General features: G+C 38.0%; 22 protein-coding genes and 1 other annotated feature. Of the genes, 14 read left to right on the forward strand and 8 right to left on the reverse strand.

Annotation, left to right across the window (positions count from 1 at the left end; translation table 11 throughout):
• Window positions 1-8: 8 nt before the first annotated feature.
• A complete protein-coding gene (locus ACFS5O_RS18325; RefSeq protein WP_205725674.1) occupies window positions 9-659 on the reverse strand; it encodes a pentapeptide repeat-containing protein in 651 nt (216 codons plus the stop codon).
• A gap of 137 nt (window positions 660-796) precedes the next feature.
• A complete protein-coding gene (locus tag ACFS5O_RS18330; protein WP_205725673.1) occupies window positions 797-1291 on the reverse strand; it encodes a lactoylglutathione lyase family protein in 495 nt (164 codons plus the stop codon).
• Window positions 1292-1413: 122 nt separating this feature from the next.
• On the opposite strand from ACFS5O_RS18330, the gene ACFS5O_RS18335 reads away from it, so the two are divergent.
• Window positions 1414-1749, forward strand: a complete 336-nt coding sequence (locus tag ACFS5O_RS18335) for a winged helix-turn-helix transcriptional regulator (RefSeq protein ID WP_205725672.1) — start codon at window positions 1414-1416, stop codon at window positions 1747-1749.
• A gap of 50 nt (window positions 1750-1799) precedes the next feature.
• Here ACFS5O_RS18335 and ACFS5O_RS18340 read toward each other — a convergent pair whose 3' ends face one another.
• Complete coding sequence (locus ACFS5O_RS18340) at window positions 1800-2648, reverse strand: DUF2785 domain-containing protein (RefSeq protein ID WP_205725671.1); 849 nt, start codon at window positions 2646-2648, stop codon at window positions 1800-1802.
• A 182-nt stretch (window positions 2649-2830) separates the two neighbouring features.
• On the opposite strand from ACFS5O_RS18340, the gene ACFS5O_RS18345 reads away from it, so the two are divergent.
• Together ACFS5O_RS18345 and ACFS5O_RS18350 are read left to right on the forward strand one after the other, a co-directional pair.
• Complete coding sequence (locus tag ACFS5O_RS18345) at window positions 2831-3352, forward strand: DUF6843 domain-containing protein (protein WP_205725670.1); 522 nt, start codon at window positions 2831-2833, stop codon at window positions 3350-3352.
• Between the two features lie 203 nt (window positions 3353-3555).
• Window positions 3556-3784 (forward strand) — a binding site (T-box leader).
• Window positions 3785-3867: 83 nt separating this feature from the next.
• Window positions 3868-5232 (forward strand): amino acid permease, encoded by a 1365-nt coding sequence (locus tag ACFS5O_RS18350; protein WP_205725669.1) that lies wholly within the window; start codon window positions 3868-3870, stop codon window positions 5230-5232.
• A gap of 37 nt (window positions 5233-5269) precedes the next feature.
• Here the strand turns inward: ACFS5O_RS18350 and ACFS5O_RS18355 are convergent, their stop codons facing one another.
• Window positions 5270-5605, reverse strand: coding sequence for an avidin-fold protein (locus ACFS5O_RS18355; protein WP_205725668.1), 336 nt, complete (start codon window positions 5603-5605; stop codon window positions 5270-5272).
• A 128-nt stretch (window positions 5606-5733) separates the two neighbouring features.
• On the opposite strand from ACFS5O_RS18355, the gene ACFS5O_RS18360 reads away from it, so the two are divergent.
• Window positions 5734-6396 carry a GNAT family N-acetyltransferase gene (locus tag ACFS5O_RS18360; RefSeq protein WP_205725667.1) on the forward strand — a complete coding sequence of 221 codons (663 nt, stop codon included), beginning with the start codon at window positions 5734-5736 and terminating at the stop codon, window positions 6394-6396.
• A gap of 43 nt (window positions 6397-6439) precedes the next feature.
• Here ACFS5O_RS18360 and ACFS5O_RS18365 read toward each other — a convergent pair whose 3' ends face one another.
• Window positions 6440-7165: an AAA family ATPase gene (locus ACFS5O_RS18365; protein WP_205725666.1), complete on the reverse strand. Its 726-nt coding sequence runs from the start codon at window positions 7163-7165 to the stop codon at window positions 6440-6442.
• Window positions 7166-7492: 327 nt separating this feature from the next.
• On the opposite strand from ACFS5O_RS18365, the gene ACFS5O_RS18370 reads away from it, so the two are divergent.
• The gene (locus ACFS5O_RS18370; protein WP_205725665.1) at window positions 7493-8956 is read left to right on the forward strand and encodes an MDR family MFS transporter; all 1464 of its coding nucleotides are present in this window, start codon (window positions 7493-7495) and stop codon (window positions 8954-8956) included.
• Between the two features lie 184 nt (window positions 8957-9140).
• A complete protein-coding gene (locus ACFS5O_RS18375; protein ID WP_205725664.1) occupies window positions 9141-9554 on the forward strand; it encodes a MarR family winged helix-turn-helix transcriptional regulator in 414 nt (137 codons plus the stop codon).
• A gap of 4 nt (window positions 9555-9558) precedes the next feature.
• Here ACFS5O_RS18375 and ACFS5O_RS18380 read toward each other — a convergent pair whose 3' ends face one another.
• Window positions 9559-10308 (reverse strand): ZIP family metal transporter, encoded by a 750-nt coding sequence (locus ACFS5O_RS18380; RefSeq protein WP_318300172.1) that lies wholly within the window; start codon window positions 10306-10308, stop codon window positions 9559-9561.
• Window positions 10309-10483: 175 nt separating this feature from the next.
• On the opposite strand from ACFS5O_RS18380, the gene ACFS5O_RS18385 reads away from it, so the two are divergent.
• Both ACFS5O_RS18385 and ACFS5O_RS18390 read left to right on the forward strand, forming a co-directional pair.
• Window positions 10484-11269 (forward strand): lipase family protein, encoded by a 786-nt coding sequence (locus tag ACFS5O_RS18385; protein WP_205725663.1) that lies wholly within the window; start codon window positions 10484-10486, stop codon window positions 11267-11269.
• A 250-nt stretch (window positions 11270-11519) separates the two neighbouring features.
• Entirely contained in the window at window positions 11520-12140 is a 621-nt protein-coding gene (locus tag ACFS5O_RS18390; protein WP_205725662.1) for a cell wall hydrolase, read from the forward strand.
• A 262-nt stretch (window positions 12141-12402) separates the two neighbouring features.
• Here the strand turns inward: ACFS5O_RS18390 and ACFS5O_RS18395 are convergent, their stop codons facing one another.
• A complete protein-coding gene (locus ACFS5O_RS18395; protein ID WP_205725661.1) occupies window positions 12403-13323 on the reverse strand; it encodes a hypothetical protein in 921 nt (306 codons plus the stop codon).
• Between the two features lie 201 nt (window positions 13324-13524).
• Between ACFS5O_RS18395 and ACFS5O_RS18400 the strand changes: the two genes are divergently transcribed.
• The 4 genes from ACFS5O_RS18400 to ACFS5O_RS18415 all read left to right on the forward strand — a co-directional run bounded on the left by ACFS5O_RS18400 (window position 13525) and on the right by ACFS5O_RS18415 (window position 16462).
• Complete coding sequence (locus ACFS5O_RS18400) at window positions 13525-13950, forward strand: DMT family transporter (RefSeq protein ID WP_153238943.1); 426 nt, start codon at window positions 13525-13527, stop codon at window positions 13948-13950.
• A gap of 27 nt (window positions 13951-13977) precedes the next feature.
• Complete coding sequence (locus ACFS5O_RS18405; RefSeq protein WP_205725660.1) at window positions 13978-14682, forward strand: Crp/Fnr family transcriptional regulator; 705 nt, start codon at window positions 13978-13980, stop codon at window positions 14680-14682.
• Window positions 14683-14696: 14 nt separating this feature from the next.
• Window positions 14697-15200 (forward strand): DMT family transporter, encoded by a 504-nt coding sequence (locus ACFS5O_RS18410; protein WP_205725659.1) that lies wholly within the window; start codon window positions 14697-14699, stop codon window positions 15198-15200.
• A 239-nt stretch (window positions 15201-15439) separates the two neighbouring features.
• On the forward strand, window positions 15440-16462 hold the full coding sequence (locus ACFS5O_RS18415) for a M14 family zinc carboxypeptidase (protein ID WP_205727224.1): 1023 nt from the start codon (window positions 15440-15442) through the stop codon (window positions 16460-16462).
• Between the two features lie 54 nt (window positions 16463-16516).
• Here ACFS5O_RS18415 and ACFS5O_RS18420 read toward each other — a convergent pair whose 3' ends face one another.
• Window positions 16517-17170 carry a C40 family peptidase gene (locus tag ACFS5O_RS18420; RefSeq protein WP_205725658.1) on the reverse strand — a complete coding sequence of 218 codons (654 nt, stop codon included), beginning with the start codon at window positions 17168-17170 and terminating at the stop codon, window positions 16517-16519.
• 265 nt (window positions 17171-17435) lie between these two features.
• Between ACFS5O_RS18420 and ACFS5O_RS18425 the strand changes: the two genes are divergently transcribed.
• Together ACFS5O_RS18425 and ACFS5O_RS18430 are read left to right on the forward strand one after the other, a co-directional pair.
• The gene (locus ACFS5O_RS18425) at window positions 17436-17729 is read left to right on the forward strand and encodes a hypothetical protein (RefSeq protein WP_205725657.1); all 294 of its coding nucleotides are present in this window, start codon (window positions 17436-17438) and stop codon (window positions 17727-17729) included.
• Between the two features lie 69 nt (window positions 17730-17798).
• Entirely contained in the window at window positions 17799-18635 is an 837-nt protein-coding gene (locus ACFS5O_RS18430) for an oxidoreductase (RefSeq protein WP_205725656.1), read from the forward strand.
• Window positions 18636-18686: the final 51 nt, after the last annotated feature.

An 18686-nucleotide genomic window follows, 5' to 3' on the forward strand; every position in this document is an offset into this window, starting at 1 on the left:
TGTAAAACTCACTCATCTTTTACGTTTAATCCCAACAATGTGGAAAACACGATGGCTTGCTCCCGTGATACGGTACATCCTTTTAAACTTGTGAGGTTTACGTGAATGGTATTGAATTTACATGTACTAATATCGATCCCGTTTAAGGATGTTTCTGTAAAATCGATCTCCTCGATATTACACGATTCAAATTTTACTGCATTCAGCTTTGTTTCATAAAAGTTTGCCTGTTTAAGTGAGGATTGGTCGAACAAAACGGGCTTAAAGTCTGTTTCTACAAACTCACTCATGTCTAACTTGCAGTTTTCAAACGTCACATTTCTAAGATTCGCTTTTTCGAAATCAACACCCATCAGTTTGCAATCTTTAAAATGTACGCGATACAAAATACCCTCTTTAAAATTTGTATTTGAAAGATCACAGTTTTCAAATACAACATCTGTCATGTCTATTTTATAAAAACTAGAATGAATGAGCGTTACATTATTGAATTTCACTTTAGATAAAATCAGCTTATCGATCTCTTCATTCTCTAAAAATGCTCCCGTGATCGAGCAATCGTGAAGATATGGATCTTCCTCTAAATACAGATCCCGAAACCGTGCTTCTTCTAATTTCCCTTGAATTTTAGGCAGATCTATTTTAATTTTCTTTATCATTTTCTTCACTCCATTTACGTGATTATGTTAAATCAAGCTTACAGAAGTAAAAATGCAAATAGTAGTCTTTTCTTTTCTTTCGAAATCTGTGCAAAGAAAAAACCGCTGAACAAAATCGCCAGCGGTTCAAAAGTTTATTAGTATGCTCCCTGAGAATAGGTAAGCTCATAACTATGTGTATAGATTTCAAAGATATTGCCGAACGGATCCTCTACATACACCATCTTGTAAGGTTTTTCGTTCGGGTAATACTCACGAATCGGCATGCGCTGCTTGCCGCCATATTCCTTAATTTTCTCAACGATCCCTTCAATATCAGGGTCTTGGATACAAAAGTGGAACAAACCTGTCTTCCAGTACTCGAAATTGTTTTCCGGCTTTTCGTTATGAGGAAACTCGAACAGTTCAACTCCGATTTTGTCACCTGTAGCCAGATGAGCAATTCGGAATGTTTCCCAGTCATCACCGAATACATCTCGGCACATTTGTCCGATCGGTGTTTCATCATTCTCCACATCAGAAGGCTCCATGATAACATACCATCCGAATACCTCTGTATAAAATTTTATGGCTTCTTCTAAATTTGGCACGGATAAACCAATATGAGAAAATGTTCTTGGATAGATTGGCATAATTGTATTCCTCCTTTTATTGTTGTTTACAGGAATCATTATACCCAGACATACTTCTCGTATGTAAGAACGCACTTTTAAGTGACATACTATCCTTGAGGTAAGAAAGGACTGTGAGGGTCATGAAGATATCAACACATGATGATGGTAAATTAAAATGCTCGATTGAATATACATTGCAAAAGATTGGTGGTAAATGGAAAACGGTTATTCTATGGCACTTAAGTGTAGATGGCACACTGCGGTACAACGAAATAAGAAACCTGTTGCCAGGAGTGACACATAAAGTACTTTCGCAGCAATTAAAGGAGCTCGAGGAAGAGGGATTTGTTGATCGGAAATCATACAACACAGTTCCACCAAGGGTTGAGTATACATTGACTTCATTTGGCTCAACCCTACTTCCCATTTTAAAGCAAATGCATGATTGGGGAACGGAGCACGGAGATCTAGCATAATAAAAGGAGGCTGAGTGCTCTTATCAATAAGCGAGCCTCCTTTAACTTCTTTAAATTTGTGATAAGCTCTTTCGAATTGTTTCTTGGAGTGAGCCACTTAACGAATCATCACTAACTCCTATGTAAAGGCTTTTTAATAGGGATTTACAGTTAGCCATCACAAACCAGTACTTTTCAGATGACAACTCTTCTTTTTGAGATTTTAAAAGGTCGGGTACGCCTTCTACAAATAGCTTTAATTCTTCTAACCCAGCCTCTTTTTTTAGCATAGCAAGAACAGCTATAGCAACGCGTTCATCTTCTCCATGCAAAAAACCAGTCCCTGTCGTACAATATTTTTTCAAAAGCACTTCAATGATAGGAAAGTATTCATCTTCATCAATTTTTTCACTCTTAATCAGTTCATCGCACGTATCTGCCACATGAGCAATGCTGTGTGCCCAACCTTTTACTGGTACATAACCTCTTACATCCTGTTCCAACTTTATGTATTTTTTGACTTCATTTTTCACTTCAGTAAGTGTTTCTTTTGGAAGAAAGTCCACTTCGATATCTTTACTGATGATCACAGCTATCAATATCGTTGTGAAAGCACGTGTGAAAACAGAATCTGTCCCACTTTCGCCTATTCCTTTAAATAAAAGGTGCTTTAAACTATAATCTAGAAGTTTCTTTACTATCTCGTAGTCGAGCTGATCGTGAATAATTGACATATAAAACGATCGATAAACCATCTCTCGTAGTTCACTATTTGGCGAGCCAATATGAAGAATCATTGCATCTAATACAACTTCTAGATTTACATCTTCCCATGTCTTCTCCTTGTTATTTATTGAAGTCAAAAGCGTTAATAATTCGCTTCCTTCAATCGTTTTGTTGTTTTGGAACAATGTTGTCATGATCTTTCTACCCCCATTTTGTAGTTCTATTATTTTCATTATACAAAAAGAAGGTATAATAAAGGTTTATTTTGGAAAAATTTGTTTAACTCGTTACAATTCTGTGGAAAGGTTATTAGTTGTTATTGGAATTTTGGATACAATGATACAATAAAGAAAATGAATTGAAAGAGTGAATGCTATTGAAAAAATATATAATGGTTGCGATATCTATATTGTTTTTAGCAGGATGTAGCTTTAATAAACAAGAGACTACGAACAATATTTTTCTAATTCCCGAAGGATTCGAGGGTTCTATCTTTACGTTCTATAACATGCCAGACGAACCAGCGTTAAAAAAAGAAGATGATTATACGGTTATTCCAGTAAAAGAAAAGACGTTGGATGTCTTAAAAGATACAGAGATCAGTCAGTATGGCGTTTCATTCACGTCAACCAAAGATATGATTTATGGAGTTGTGAATGATAAATATTATTACGTGGATAAAAACGGAAAACGAAAAGAAATTAACGACCAATGTATCAGTCTTGGATCGAACGGTGGTTTTACAGGAAGAAACGGTGAAGACATTAAATATTCTGTTATTCAAGTAACTTCTTCTAGCTGTGGTCCTTCTTTTAAAGAAAACGGACGCAATGACTTTAATGCACAAGTGAACCATGTAGGAAAATATTACTTTCAAAAGCTAGCTATAAAGAAATAAAGTGCGGTGCTGGGGGGATTTCATAACCTCCAGCACCTTTTTTATTTTGCCTAATACATCTTTATAACAGTTTGTAATCATTTAAAAATTGATTTAATGATACCGTTTCCATCATACCTATCATCGTTCTTAAAAAATTTTTGTGTTGACAAGCCCAAGATATAGCCTTTATAGTAATCCATATTATTCTGAATAATCATTAGATAAAAGCAACGAACGGGAGTAGTAAAAGTCATTTTGTAGGATAGAGAGCTGCGGGTTGGTGGAACGCAGTCTATGAAAACTTTGAACTCGCCCTGGAGCAGCAAGACAGAAAGAACGCGTTCTCTATGTTTTGACGACTAACCTTCGTTAACAGGTTCTACAAGCAGGATTCTATGACGAATCAACAAGAGTGGTACCGCGGTCAGCCAAAGGCTTATCGTCTCTTTTCTCACAACCGAGATCAGAGACGATAAGCCTTTTTTGTTATTTGTTTTATAGATTCTAACATCACTTTAGGAGAGGTTATGAAGATGAAAAAAAGCACAGAGAACTTACAACGAACGATGACTTCTCGTCACATCATGATGATGGCTCTTGGTGGTAGTATCGGAGCCGGACTTTTTAAAGGAAGCAGTGCCGCTATTGATACAGCAGGTCCTTCCGTTGTTCTAGCCTATTTAATCGGCGGAATCATCTTATTATTTGTAATGCAAGGGTTAGCAGAGATGGCCGTTCAAAACAGTGGTGCCCGAACGTTTCGGGATCTTGTTCAATCTGCTTTAGGTATGTTTCCCGCTTACTTTCTAGATTGGATCTATTGGAAGATGTGGGTTTTAAACATTGCGGCCGAAGCTGTAGTGGCAGCAATTTTTCTTCAATATTGGTTCCCTGATACCCCGATTTGGATGCTAGCCTTTTTGGTTTCAGTCGCAGTCACGATCGTAAATCTATTATCCGTTAAAATATTTGCTGAGACGGAATACTGGTTAGCACTTATTAAGATCAGTGTAATCGTCATTTTTATTCTTTCAGGACTTTTGCTTTTATTCGTATCGTTTGGTGACCATGTTGCACCGAACTTCACGAACTTAACAGAGCAGGGTGGATTCTTTCCGAACGGTTCAGCAGGTCTTATGACAGCTATGTTAGTGGTGATCTACTCGTATGGTGGAACGGAGATTATCGGTGTAACCTTAGCTGAAACGAAGAATCCAGAAAAAGTAGTTCCACAAGCTGTTCGCAGTACATTAACTCGAATCATAGCCTTTTACTTGTTTCCGTTCTTTATCATCGTTGGCTTAATTCCTTGGGACAAAGTAAACGGCGTGAATGAAAGTCCTTTTGTCATGGTTTTTCAGATGATTGGAATTCCTGGTGCAGATCATGTGATGAATGGTGTGATTCTTCTTGCGATCATCTCATCCATGAACTCAGGGTTATATGGTTCATCACGTGTGTTGTATACACAAGCCGTAGATGGACGTGTTCCTCAGATTTTCGCTCGACTTTCATCTAAAAAAGTTCCTTTTGTCGCAATTCTGCTGTGTACAGCATCCCTTTATGCAGGTGTACTAATTTCTATTTTTGCTGGTGACAAAACCTTTAACTATCTTATGGGATCACTCGGCTACACCGTATTGTTCATATGGTTGATCATTTCCTTTGCTCATTTGAAATCAAGAAAAAGGAAAGAACAGTTATCGGGCTATTATGTAAAATGGTTTCCTTATACAACATGGATTGCCATTCTATCTTTACTTGCCATATTAATCGGTATCGTGTTAACAACATCTCCTGTGATTACGATCGTTACATTACTTATTTATTTCCTAATCACTGCAACTTACTTGGTGAGAAGAAAAACGCTATACATTAAAAAAGAAGCGGCAAGTTAAACGGCTAAAAAACGCTCCATAGTGAGCGTTTTTTAATTTATTTCACTTCCTCTATGACGGACTCTCCAGAACTTCCCTCTGCCCATCTCCATTTTTCATACAATCTTATTCTTCCATCTATTAATATCTCTGGTTGGGAAGTACATGCTCCACCTTTTATTTCATCAGACGTGTTCACATGATTGTACCTGAAGTTTAAGCTGCTATCTTCATTCACAATTCCAATTAATGTTCCTTTTAAGATTTCTCCACCCCCGTATGAAGCCGTTACAATGTTTCCGTCTTGTTTGTAGTAAAACGCTGTTTGTGAGGATACTTCACCGTTTGAAGAGTTTTGAACAGACACGAATACTTTTCCGTCATAATTAACCATCTTCCAACCACCTTTTTAGAATATTCACATAACTTAACATAGAAGTTGGTTTTTTCCCAGTAATACCATTTCTTTTAATGCTTGTCTAGCTGACATATCGGGTTTCATCACCGGAGGGAGTTTACTTCATGTATGATCACTTAAAGACACTACAAAAAAAACACTTCAAAAAAGCAACTGAAGTTCTAACAAATTCGTTTATTGATAATCCGATGTTTGTGTATTTTTTTCCTATCCCGCATAAAAGAAGAAAAATTTTACGTTCCGTCTTTCCAATGGTCCTTCGAATTCTACAATCCAACGGCTCACTGTATGTAACGTCTGATGAAGTAGAAGGACTTTTTTGTGTATCTCAGCACGGAGAGAAAACAAAGGTAGGAAAATTAATACTTGCTGCTCTATCATGCGCATTTCGTCTGCCCGGTGTTTTCATACAACTATCTATGGTAGATTTTTTGAGAAAAGCGAGTCGTTTACAACCATCCAACAGCAAACTTAACTATTATAAGAAAAACTATGAAAACTTTCTGTTGGTCGATTCAGTGTGCGTAGACCCACACCACCGACATCAAGGTCACATGACCACTATGATGAGTGCCGCTGTTGCAGAAACCAACCAAAAAAGAACCTTTTGTTTGCTTCAAACAGAAACACTGCAAAATGTGAGAATCTATAAACACTTAGGCTTCTCACTCGTTGAAGAGATTACGAGTGATCAGATCCCCTTCTCTACTTTTGTAATGATCTATGATCCGTTTGAATTAACGACAAATAGAGAACTAGATACATAAATGCTAGTTCTCCTTGCTTTATTGCTATCTTTTTCAAAATATATTAATCATCGTCTTTAAGAAGCTCTTTCATCATCTTCTCTCTATTATTTAAAAAGTACTTGGTTACTTGAAAATGATCTGTGGATTCATAGTCTATGGTAGATATCTTTCCATCATTGAAACTTAGTATATCCGCATTCGGATAACCTAATAAGATCGGAGAATGAGTGACAATGATAAACTGCGTATCACCTTGAGTGGTTAGACCATGAATAATCTTCAAGAAGGTGAGCTGTCTCGAAGGTGAAAGAGCCGCCTCAGGTTCATCTAGCAAGTAGATCGCTTTCCCTTTAAAACGATTCAAAAAAAGAGACAGAAAGGATTCACCATGAGATTGTTTGTGAAGGGACCGCCCTCCATAATCACGGAATCCTGTATCGTCTACTTCTTCAAGATGAGTGGCAAAGCTGTAGAACGATTCTGCGCGTAAAAAGAACCCGTTTGATACTTTAGGCAACCACGAAAGCCGAATATAATTTCCTAGCTCTGATTCTGAAGCATACACGTCATACATATTGTTGCGACCACCGCCCGCTGTATGAAAGTCACACTTGTCCGCGATCCCTTCTAACAGAGTCGATTTCCCTGTTCCATTCTCGCCCACAAAAAAAGTCACGTTCTTTTCGAGATGTATCTCATCCAGTTTGCTGATTGCAGGAATGGAGAATGGATATTCTTTAAACGATTTAATTTCATCACGCAACAGCTTAATTCTTCTTAAAAACATTAGCATCACCTATTAAAAAGTATAACAAACTCGATTAGCCGTTTACCGTCTTCAGTCATAATTCGTCCCGATTACACTCGTTATCTGTAATCTGTCCAATCTAGACGATAATCTGTCCGTTCTAGAGGATTATCTGTCCAATGTCTGAAATAATCTGTCCAATTACAGCTCCGTGCCTAATCCATCCCCTTCCAGCAATACCTCAAGATGGCTAATCCTCCAATGACATGATAAACTAATTTCTTGGTTATACTCTTTTTTTACTAATCATTTAACTAAGTAAACTACTTATGATTTTGATATATTTTTATGCCAAGGAGGACCGATATGAGAAAACAAATTATGACCGCTTTATTGCTTGTTACTGTTCTGGCTGCAATGGAAGGTACGATTGTGAGTACTGCCATTCCGCGTATAACAAGTGATCTTTCTGGCATTGAACTTGTTAGTTGGGTATACGCGGTGTATATGCTTGCAACGGCGGTTTCGACACCGATCTACGGAAAGCTGGCTGATTTATTCGGCCGGAAAAAGGTAATTCTTGCGGGCATCGTTCTTTTTTTAATCGGATCTGCTCTTTGTGGAATTGCCATGACTATGGAACAACTTATTTTCTATCGTGCGATTCAAGGTCTTGGTGCTGGTGCAGTTATGCCGATCACGATGACAATTATCGGGGATCTGTATGCTGAAGCAAAAGAAAGAGCGAAAGCACAAGGTTGGATCTCGGCCGTATGGGGCGTTGCTGGTGTGTTAGGACCTCTAGCTGGTGGCTTTCTTGTTGACACGCTGTCCTGGCGATATATATTTTTCTTGAATATTCCGTTCGGACTTCTTGCTTTCTTTATGCTCGCAGCGAACTACAAAGAAAATCTTACAAAAGGTAAACCATACATTGATTATTGGGGTGCTGTCACGTTTTCTCTTGGTACGATCGCCTTTCTTTATGCCCTTTTAACAGGAAGCCAAACTCAAGATTGGAGCAATCCCATCATTATTGGGCTATTCCTAACGGCCATCCTGCTTTATACACTGTTTGCTTATATTGAAAAAAGATCACCTGAACCACTCATCCCTCTTAACCTGTTCACTAATAAAAGCGTGCTGATCGTCAACTCACTCACATTGATCTCTGGTGCAGTTGTCATCTGTATCACAATCTATTTACCGATCTGGAGCCAAGGTGTGATGGGGAAAACTGCTACACAAGCTGGTTTTGTCCTAATGCCACTTCCAGTAATGTGGACACTAGGTTCACTCGTTGCGGGGAATTTAGTCGGACGGTTAAAGGACAATTGGATTATTACTCTTGGGATTAGCGTCGTAAGTGCAGCCTCCCTCCTTTTCTATCTGTTGGATGCTCATTCTCCAACCTACTTAATCTATGTGGCATCGGGTATTCTAGGACTTGGGATGGGACTAATCACACCGATATACATGCTGATCATCCAAGCTTCTGTACCATCAAATAAACGCGGAGTAGCGGTGGCATCCAATACGTTTACCAACACATTCAGCCAAACACTCGGATCAGCTGTGTTCGGTACCATTTTTAACTTAATCACGATTTCTAAAGCTGAAAGAGCCGGACAGAATCTTGACCTCAATGCTTCTTTTGAACATGGTGGTGAACTTCCAAGTAGCCAATTGGGTCAACTTCAAGAAATAATCGCTTCTGGGGTTCATGCGATTTATGGAGTGACTCTCCTATTAACCTTAATTGGGATTGGCATCTCCTTACTTCTTTTAAAATACAAAAATGGAGAAACTAAGTCCTCCAATGTTCGTTAGTTACAACTTTTCAGAGTGAGTATCCATTTATTTCAAATTGAACAACGCATTCACCTATGTTACAGTAAGCACATGAGTAAACAATGTGAAGAAGAATGATATAGATAATAAACCAATTTTAATGAGACGGCACTTAATAAGAAGTGTCGTCTTTTCTTTTACTTTAATACTTAGGAGAATGATAATGACTAACAACGACAACTATGAGATAGATGAACTGATCAAATATGTAAAAAACTTTAAAGAGTCATTTCTTCATGATGAAAAACTAAATTATCTTCAAATTGAAACCATGATCTATCTACTTGAAAACCATACACAAACCGTTACAGAATTGGCTGAAAAAATAGATATTACCCCAGCTTCAACTTCTATTATTATTGATCGGCTTTCAAAAAAAGAAATGGTGCATCGGCAATATACAGAAACAGATCGAAGAAAAGTATATGTATCATTGACTGAGACCGGATTTCAAGAAATTAACAGGTTGTTGATTAAAAAAAACGAAATCATTTCTACATCGCTGTCACCATTAACATCAAAAGAAAAGCTACTCTTTGCAACTTTAAACGAGCTTTTTCAAAAAATGAACGACTAATAATTCATACCAACATCATAAGTACTGAAAAGCCAGCTAAACCTGCAATAAACGCTATAAAACTGCTTTCCTGATCGTCTGGCAGTTCTTCTTTTAGAACGTTTAATATGATTCCTCCTGCTAACAGTGCAACTAGTATAGATACGATCAGTTCATGAACTACCGTGATCGCCCCGATACCCCAACCAATTAAAATCGCAACTGTAAGCAGCACTCGTCCATACTTGTCATATTTTTGTTTGTGATCCTTCCTGAGGCCGTGATCATTAGCGACAAAGTGAATGCTCAATGCCAAAAAGAAGAAAAACATTCCCCATTTCGTCTCGTACTCTTCTCTGATGAGCAAATAACCAATAACGGCATTGTAAAAAAAGAATGATGCCATATGTACCCAGAAAACACCAGAAGAAACAGCAACATCTTCAGAGTTTGATTGTCCGCCTTGTTTCTTCTTAGAATTCTTAACCAACCTCTCTAGTCCATAAAAAAGAGCAAGACCGAGCACCGCAATTAAATAGATATGGTCTTCTAAGTATTGACCGATTCCATGATCAAGTCTTTCTCCTACCTTTTGTTGATAGTGGCTCAAATCAGGTAGAAGATGAAGGAAAACATAAGAAACCGCTACTCCTCCCGCAAATGATAAAAACTTACTTTGAAGAGATTCTTTTATATAACTCAAGTACTTTGAGCTTAAATGAACAAGAGCAAATCCAATCGCAAATATGAAACTAAGTACAATCTTGGTCATCATGGAGCTCCTCTCCCTCTTGGATTCGTACACTCAACTAGTATGTATCCATCTTCCAGCTCAATAAACAATAAAATACATCTTCCAAGAAAAATAGTTAGTTCTCTCAGTGTACACGTCTATACTTGTCCACCCCTTCTCTCATATACTATTAAATCGGATGAAGGATGTGATGTGTATGAAAAAAATAAAAGAGTTATTTGTATTTGATGCAGAAATGGCTCTGTTCTTAGCAGTGATGTCTTACAAAGCTTATATCGTTCACGAATTTTGTACGATAGAATTACCAAAGCATTACGAGATGAAACATGAAATCATCACAGAGTCAGGAGAGACATTTGGTTTTATTGCTGAGTCAGAAGATTTCCTAGTAGTCGCTTTTAGGGGAACGAAAACCATGGATAATGTAAGTTCCTATCTCGATGTTGCTCAAATTCCCTATAGTTATGTTTCAAATAGCGGGTTAACTCACCGTGGGATCACTAAAATTTACAGTACGTTTCGAGATGCCCTTCTGGCTGATATCAGACAGCTCTATTCTAATGAAAAAAAACTCCTTGTAACAGGTCATAGCCTTGGCGGCAGTCTTGCTGCACTCTTTACATTAGATGCAGCTGTGAACACACATTTTCATAATCCTATTCTCTATAGTTTTGCAAGTTTACCTATCGCTAATGAAGATTTTACGAAAAAGTTCTATGAGGAAGTAAAGAACAGCATTCGCGTTGTCAATGTACACGATGCCATCTCAAATTGCATGACTCCTCTTTTCTTTAAGAATAAGCCTCTTTTAAACCTCCCTATCGGAGAGGAATACCAACTAAATTTTAAGAACAGGCGATACATCCAAAACCATAGAATCCTCTGTTATATCCATTTTCTCAGCATGCAATATCCAAATGAATACAAAGAACTCTACAGCAAGTATCCAGGTTTTTTTCCTGATACTTCTCATTGTAAATGATTCCATCCGTTTAACACGTGTTAAATGGGTTTTATTTTTGTAAGGAAGAACCTTATCCAATCCATTTGTATACCCTTACGTTCTACAATGAAACGCAACGGATAACGAGTTAGTCATTTTGTAACAGGAATTGTCATAAGTCCCTACTTTTGAGGTGTATGTCTACATACTAAAAAATAGAGAATGTGCTTCATGTTTAAATCATCCTTTATTGATAATATATAGAAATCAATAGGGAGGGAGTTATACGATGAGAAATCTATTTAGCAAGTTGGTACTCTTGTTCGTTGTTGTAACTTTTCTATTCGTTCCAACAAAAGTGCAAGCTCATGGACTATTAACTGCAGGAAGTCAAGGTTATGAGGTATCTATGCTGCAAGAAAAACTGAAAGCACTTGGTTTATTCTATGGACCCGTGACAGGATATTATGGCCCAATTACAGAGAGAGCCGTTACTAACTTTCAGTATGAAACAAATCTTTCTGCAGACGGTGTTGCGGGTCCTGCTACTTTTTTAATGTTACAAGACGTAGAACAGATGGCTCGTGTCGTTCATGGTGAAGCGCGCGGCGAATCCTATATAGGTAAAGTTTCCGTTGCGGCTGTCATATTAAATCGTCTAGAAGATCCTGCATTCCCCAACAATGTAAGTGGTGTTATTCATCAAACGAACGCATTTACAGCCGTGCATGATGGACAATATCATTTACAGCCTTCCAGCTATGCTTATCGTGCAGTGCTTGATGCGATGAAAGGTTGGGACCCTACGTATGGATCTATTTATTATTACAACCCTGAACTTGCAACAGACTCGTGGATTTTCTCAAGAGCCTCTGTTACGAAAATCGGCAACCATCTCTTTGCAAAATAATGGTTTGAGAAATATGGTGGCTTGAAGAATAGATAGTTTTGTCGAAAATCGTTTAAATTATTTTATCCGTGAATATATTGTTGATTACCGTGAAATTATTGTTGATTACCGTGAAAATAATTGGCATTACCGTGAAATTATTTATTCTTATTTCTTATGTTCCGTTCAGGAAGAACAAATGGTAACTTCTGTCCGTCTAAAGCTTACATGTATACAAAATGGTGTGCCCTTATCCAAAGGCACACCATTTTTATTTTATATTTTATTGAAAGGTTTTGCTTACATGCATGAATTCTCGATAACCAGAGCGTGTCAGGTGATATGTGTCATCTAACAATCCGTCTCTTATTAAGGAGTTGAGTGTTTCTTCTGGAATGACGTCGATCACTTGATCCATACGTTGGTTTAGGTCTTCAAGAGATGCGTTTTTGAGCGTGACAGGATTCATCATACGAACGATTCCTTCAATTCGAGAATCTCTTTTTTGGAAAAATTGCGGTGTTTTCTTAAACACATTTTGAATGCGATCTTTAAATTGATTCAATTCTTGTTTCGTGTTGAAGCTTTCTGTTTCTTTCTCTCTGATCTTCTCGTTAAAATATGTCATCTCTTCTTTGCTTAACTGCGCACGAGAGAACAGTTCGTTATAGATTTGTGTCTTATCCATCTCGATTTTTGCTAGTTCTTCTTCCTTTATACGCTGAGTTTTCCACATTTCTTCTTCATCTATGACTTCTTCTTTCTCTTCTTCTTTCTCTTCTTCTATTTCTTCCTCGTTTTCCTCAGTTGCTTCTTCTACCTCTTCAGATACAAGTATTCTTTCTTCTTTCTCTTCAAAAAGTTCCAATTGCTTTTGATCTGGCTCTTCTTCTACAACAGCAACCGCTGGTGTTGTCTCATACGTTTGATTCACTCGCTCTTTGGATGTAAATGATTCGATCATCTTTTCTAACTTGCTGACTTTGTTAAAATAAATAAGTGAAATCGATATAGCAAACAACGAGCTGAATACCGAGATAAAGTCTGAAAAGCGGAATACGAATGGCGCTGTTGCAATCTTATAAAAAATCAATAAAGCGAAAGCACCAATGATAATTATCTTTAACCAACTCTCACGGTTCTTAAATTCTGCTGATTGTTCGTTGTTTTTATTTTTATTTGTTAAACTTTTTAATCGTTTCATAATCTTACCTCTTTCATAGAGATTGTCGTGCAGCTTTTTATTTTAAACGAAATATGTAAAAGTGGAAAGGAAAAGGAACATTTCATCATGTAATTATCATGTGTGTAACATACATTTTAAAGTTTTAGGACATATGTCCTTCCCAATAGATCCACTTCTATTCTTTAATGGTTATAGAATTTTTAATTGGGAAGTGATGACATGAAAGGAATCATATTTGCTTTTTTGGCCGGGGCTTTTATCACTTTGCAAGGAGTGGCGAACGCACGCATCAGTCAGAATATAGGTTCATGGCAGGCAGCAACGATTACTCAATTGACTGGTTTTATCGCAGCCATTCTAATCGTAGTGATCGTTAAAGATCAAAAATGGAAACAATTTAAGAAAGTGCCACCAATCTATCTAACAGGTGGATCATTTGCTGCAGTCGTAATCTATGGCAATATTTACGGAATCCACTCTATAGGGGTAACGCTGACAATTGCCGTAATCTTAATTTCGCAGCTAGCGATTACATTTTTGATCGATGGCAAAGGCTGGTTTGGTGTTATGAAGAAAGAGATGAAAGTTCCACAATTTATTGGGATCGCGATGATGATCGCAGGAGTTGTCATTTTGAAATTTTAAAGAAGAATGAGATGAGGTGATTGAAGAATGAGAGAAATTCACGATTCTGAGCTGCTTCAGCACTATTTAAAAACCTTTGAAATCAAACCTATACTAAATGATGAACTTCTACCACATCTAACTTTATACAGCTATGATCATGGTGAATTGATCTGTACACAAGGTGATCCGTATAACCATCTATACTTGTTAGTAAAAGGAAAACTTAAGATCTTCAACACTTCACCTGAAGGCAGGACACTCATTCTTTCATTTAAAACACCTCTTGATGTTGTCGGAGATATTGAATATGTGCAAGGAACGGACTTTATCAATACCGTTGAGGCGGTTTCTGAAGTACATATGATCGGGATTCATCACCGCTGGTTAAAAAAGTTTGCGAGCGATCACACCCCGCTCTTAAAATTTCTGTTGAACGTGATCACCAAGAAATTTTATGTAAAATCAAGTTCTTTAAGCTTTAATCTTCTATATCCGGTTGAAGTGCGTTTCGCGAGCTATCTTCTGTCGGTTTGTTTTGATGAGGGAGATGCGTTGTATAGTGGCAAACTTAGCACAAGTCATCTTATAGATGCGGCAAACTTAATCGGAACAAGTTATCGACACCTGAACCGTGTCATCCAACAACTCTCTAAACAAGGGCTTGTGGAACGCCATAAAGGTTTTATAGAAGTGAAGAATCGAGAAGGCTTAAGTGAATTAGCCAACCATCGAAATATTTACGAAAAATAAAAGGAGCGTTCAATATGCTTATCGGTTTACTCTTTACGATAATGGCAGGCGTACTTGTGGGTCTGCAAAATATATTTAATACACGAGTCAATGACCATGCAGGAACATGGTCCACTACAGCCCTTGTTCTGGGATTGGGCTTTCTAGCGTCAATGACACTGGGTGTTGTTTTTGAAGGGAAAGAATTGTTCGTGCTGAAGAACATGGAGACATGGTTTTGGTTCAGCGGATTGATCGGGGTCGGTGTTGTTGTTTGTTTAGTTCAAGGCACAAAACTGCTCGGTCCAACATTCGCAATCTCTATCGTTCTGACGTCACAGCTCGGCTCGGCTCTCATGTGGGATTCACTCGGGTTATTCGGTCTAGAGAAAATTCCGTTTACCTCTCAACAGCTTTTAGGAGTCCTCGTCATTATCGGTGGGGTCCTCGTGTTTAAGTTCGGCGGAATCCGCCAAGAAAAACAAAAAGTCCAACCCATCCAGAGACATAGGAATAAGGAACAAGTTACGGGGAGATAAACAATCTCTCCTTTTTTGTATGATCATGTACCATATCCTACTTATTACCTTCAGCACCTCTAATATCCCACAACTATATCCCCATTCATATTCTTTATGATAGGTAGTATCCCCTATTAATTTCCAATCCAGCATGCTGTAAACTGAACGTATATATAATTCTTTTTGAAAATTCAAACTATGGAGGTATTACTTTGAAAGTAAAAAGAAAAGTTCTTTCAGTTACGTTGACTGGCTTAATGGCTTTTAGTGTTTTAAATGCAGCTTCTTCACCCGCACAAGCTGTTGGAAATGGACCAGGTACAGGAAATGGTTCTATACAAACTTCAATACTACATACATACGAAGAACTTGTTGATACCTTAAAGACACTTGATGCTAAACAAGATGCAATGAAGCTTGAAGTGATTGGTCAAACGGTAAAAGGGCGAGATATCTATATGGCCAAGTACATATCTAATCCAAGTAATCCCACCATTCTTTTTTTAACTCAACAACATGGTAACGAGCAACTTACGACAGAAGGTGCTTTGGAGTTCATGAAACATCTCGGCACGAATAAAACAAAAGGTTTGTTGAACAATGTAAATGTTTTAGTCATACCGATGCTTAATGCTGATGGCGCGATGGGCGATGTAAACTTTTCTCTTGAAGATTACTTAGCTGATGGTGACCGCCACCTTACTCGTTATAATGCGAATGAGGTTGACTTGAACCGCGAACATGATAAGCCTACAAGTGAAATGGAGCCTGAAGCACGTGTACTGCATGAAAATGTGTTCGCTAAATATAACATTGATTATATGATAGATTTACATCACCAAGGAACGCTAAGCGAAACGGATGGTCAACTTGTTTCAGGATCTATGCTTTATCCTACTAATGCAAAAGTGAAGCCAGAAGTCGTTGAAAAATCTAAACGATTAGGTGCTGTTGTATTTAACGCCATTCATCATACTGGATGGGGACATATCGGAAAATACGATGGTGGTTCTGGTGAAAACATCGGACGCAATGGTGCTGCTGTTCGTTATGACATTTCTACCCTTCTATTTGAAATGCGTGGAATGTCTGACCATTATAGAGAAGACTATGCTCTTGGACAAAAGAGCAATGGCTATTTGATTAAACAGACCGTTATAACATTAGATGCTGCGGTTCGTGCCATTTCAGATGGTTCAATCAACACCACGGATGCTAGTTTCTGGGATACACTTCCTCAGCAAACAAATCGTTCTGGTGAGGTTGAAGAAGACGAGTAAACAGAAGCACAAAAAAAACACCTCAAAAAATTGAGGTGTTTTTTTTGTGTCGTTTTATTCGTAACTTTTAGCTCCAATGTAGTTTTCTGACCAGTAAGAGCTGTTAAGTTCAGCTGTTGTTACCCCTTTTGAAGACGAAGCATGTACGAATTGGTCGTTTCCGATATAGACTCCAGCATGGCTCGGACCGTCTCCCTCTAGATTAAAGAATACGATATCGCCAACTGCTGGTGAATCAACTTTTGTCCCTTGTGCATAAATGTCATCGACTGTTCGAGGTAATTCAACATTTTCTGCTTCATCAAAGATATATTGTAAGTATCCACTGCAATCAAATCCGTCTGGTGATTCTCCACCCCACTGATAAGGTGTTCCTTCATATTTCTTAGCCACTTCAACGATTGAAGAATTACTTTCTGAGGCATCAATTCCTAACGATTTAAATGTTTCATCACCTGCGATCCCATCCACTGTGATTCCTTTATCAGCTTGGAATTTCTTTACTGCCTCTGTTGTATAATCACCATAAAAATCGGTTGTTTTGCTATATGAAAAATATCCTTTTTTGTCTAATGTTTGTTGGAGGTCTTGTACATCTGAATGCTGCGTCCCAGGTTTCAGCGTTTGATCTCCAAGAGCGGCTTCACCCACAATCGGATTGAACGCTACGACACCTGCTATTGCTAATCCTGCTGCTGCTTTTTTCAAAGTAACATCCCCTTTTCTTTTTCTTATTTAATCTGACCTGTCCCATACTAACAGGCTGACATGACAAAGACATTGTAAGGGGATTACAGCGGTTTAACAATTTTCAGCAGAATGTATGATAAATTACACATTGTAATATTTGAAAAATAATGACGCCTAAAATGATGGAAGCAAATTTTTGTGCAATGTGGACAAATAGAAGGAAAGATTAGCCGTATTCTGTATAGAGTATATAAAGGGCAAATAAGGGTAAGGAGGCATCTATTTGGAGTTCCCGTTCATTCTTACTAACTTTTGGGATGCATTGATTGCTATACCCGCCATCATCATCATGATTGAAATCCTCAAGATCTTCTTTCCTTACATCTCTGCTTGTATACCAACGACCGCCTGTTTGCTGGGCTTAATCATATCTGTTTTAATTGCGCATCCGCATAGTCTTTGGACTGGAATCGTCATGGGAATCGTCTATGGAGTTGCTGCAGTCGGATCATACTCGAGCTTTGTTTATGTTATTTATAACTATAGAGATAAGAAGCCCCACAATCCTTATAAATAGTTGAATGCTCGGAAAAGTTCGTTTACGTTTAGTACATAACTTAACGAACTTTTTTATGAGGAGAATGAAATGAACAGAAAAACAGCCATTGTGACTGGCACTTCTAGCGGTTTTGGTATGCATTGTGCAATTGAACTTGCCAAGGCCGGTTTCTACGTAATAAGTACGATGCGAAATATCGGTCGTGCAGAAACTCTATTAAATTTGGCAGACGAAAGCAAAGTAAGTGACCACATTCATCTTCATGCTCTGGACGTGACATCAAAAGAGTCTATTCATACTTTTAAAGACTTCATCAAAGAGTTTCCTAGCATTGATGTTTTAGTAAATAATGCAGGGTTTGCACTTGGCGGTTTTTCGGAAGAACTTTCAATCGATGAATATCGTCTTCAGTTTGAAACAAATGTGTTTGGTGTTATGGCGATTACGCAAACCGTTCTTCCTTTCATGCGTAAAAACAAGCGAGGACGCATTATTAATATGAGCAGCATCTCTGGAAAGTTTGGGTTTCCAGGTCTTTCACCTTATACAGCATCGAAGCACGCATTGGAAGGGTACAGTGAAAGTTTGCGTTTAGAACTGCGGCCGTTCGGTATAGATGTTGTTCTTATTGAACCTGGATCTTATCAGACAAATATCTGGTCTTCAATCGACAACATGACTGTTAACTCCGAATCTCCTTATCACTTTTATATGGATGCCTTATTAAAGAATATCGAAGGCAGTAAAGGAACGCATGGTGAACCGCTTGATGTGGCGAAATTAGTGAAGGAGGTCGCAACCTTAACTAAAACACCTAAACTACGTTATCCCATTGGAAAAGGCGTAACGTTGAGTTTGTTTCTAAAAGCTGTTTTGCCTTGGAAGTGGCTTGAAAAAGGCATATTAAATAAACTACTCAAATAAGATTGTGCTTAATCACCTCTAATGTTGTACAAACTGTTACGGAGGTGATCT

The sequence above is a fragment of the Fictibacillus nanhaiensis genome, from assembly GCF_042686385.1.
Classification (GTDB): Bacteria; Bacillota; Bacilli; order Bacillales; family Fictibacillaceae; genus Fictibacillus; species Fictibacillus nanhaiensis.

What these genes read in the sequence shown, in the direction of transcription:
- ACFS5O_RS18325 (WP_205725674.1), bottom strand. Translation starts at nt 659, where the DNA reads ATGATAAAGAAAATTAAAATAGATCTGCCTAAAATTCAAGGGAAATTA.
- ACFS5O_RS18330 (WP_205725673.1), bottom strand. Translation starts at nt 1,291, where the DNA reads ATGCCAATCTATCCAAGAACATTTTCTCATATTGGTTTATCCGTGCCA.
- ACFS5O_RS18335 (WP_205725672.1), top strand. Translation starts at nt 1,414, where the DNA reads ATGAAGATATCAACACATGATGATGGTAAATTAAAATGCTCGATTGAA.
- ACFS5O_RS18340 (WP_205725671.1), bottom strand. Translation starts at nt 2,648, where the DNA reads ATGACAACATTGTTCCAAAACAACAAAACGATTGAAGGAAGCGAATTA.
- ACFS5O_RS18350 (WP_205725669.1), top strand. Translation starts at nt 3,868, where the DNA reads ATGAAAAAAAGCACAGAGAACTTACAACGAACGATGACTTCTCGTCAC.
- ACFS5O_RS18355 (WP_205725668.1), bottom strand. Translation starts at nt 5,605, where the DNA reads ATGGTTAATTATGACGGAAAAGTATTCGTGTCTGTTCAAAACTCTTCA.
- ACFS5O_RS18360 (WP_205725667.1), top strand. Translation starts at nt 5,734, where the DNA reads ATGTATGATCACTTAAAGACACTACAAAAAAAACACTTCAAAAAAGCA.
- ACFS5O_RS18365 (WP_205725666.1), bottom strand. Translation starts at nt 7,165, where the DNA reads ATGTTTTTAAGAAGAATTAAGCTGTTGCGTGATGAAATTAAATCGTTT.
- ACFS5O_RS18370 (WP_205725665.1), top strand. Translation starts at nt 7,493, where the DNA reads ATGAGAAAACAAATTATGACCGCTTTATTGCTTGTTACTGTTCTGGCT.
- ACFS5O_RS18375 (WP_205725664.1), top strand. Translation starts at nt 9,141, where the DNA reads ATGACTAACAACGACAACTATGAGATAGATGAACTGATCAAATATGTA.
- ACFS5O_RS18380 (WP_318300172.1), bottom strand. Translation starts at nt 10,308, where the DNA reads ATGATGACCAAGATTGTACTTAGTTTCATATTTGCGATTGGATTTGCT.
- ACFS5O_RS18385 (WP_205725663.1), top strand. Translation starts at nt 10,484, where the DNA reads ATGAAAAAAATAAAAGAGTTATTTGTATTTGATGCAGAAATGGCTCTG.
- ACFS5O_RS18390 (WP_205725662.1), top strand. Translation starts at nt 11,520, where the DNA reads ATGAGAAATCTATTTAGCAAGTTGGTACTCTTGTTCGTTGTTGTAACT.
- ACFS5O_RS18395 (WP_205725661.1), bottom strand. Translation starts at nt 13,323, where the DNA reads ATGAAACGATTAAAAAGTTTAACAAATAAAAATAAAAACAACGAACAA.
- ACFS5O_RS18400 (WP_153238943.1), top strand. Translation starts at nt 13,525, where the DNA reads ATGAAAGGAATCATATTTGCTTTTTTGGCCGGGGCTTTTATCACTTTG.
- ACFS5O_RS18405 (WP_205725660.1), top strand. Translation starts at nt 13,978, where the DNA reads ATGAGAGAAATTCACGATTCTGAGCTGCTTCAGCACTATTTAAAAACC.
- ACFS5O_RS18410 (WP_205725659.1), top strand. Translation starts at nt 14,697, where the DNA reads ATGCTTATCGGTTTACTCTTTACGATAATGGCAGGCGTACTTGTGGGT.
- ACFS5O_RS18415 (WP_205727224.1), top strand. Translation starts at nt 15,440, where the DNA reads ATGGCTTTTAGTGTTTTAAATGCAGCTTCTTCACCCGCACAAGCTGTT.
- ACFS5O_RS18430 (WP_205725656.1), top strand. Translation starts at nt 17,799, where the DNA reads ATGAACAGAAAAACAGCCATTGTGACTGGCACTTCTAGCGGTTTTGGT.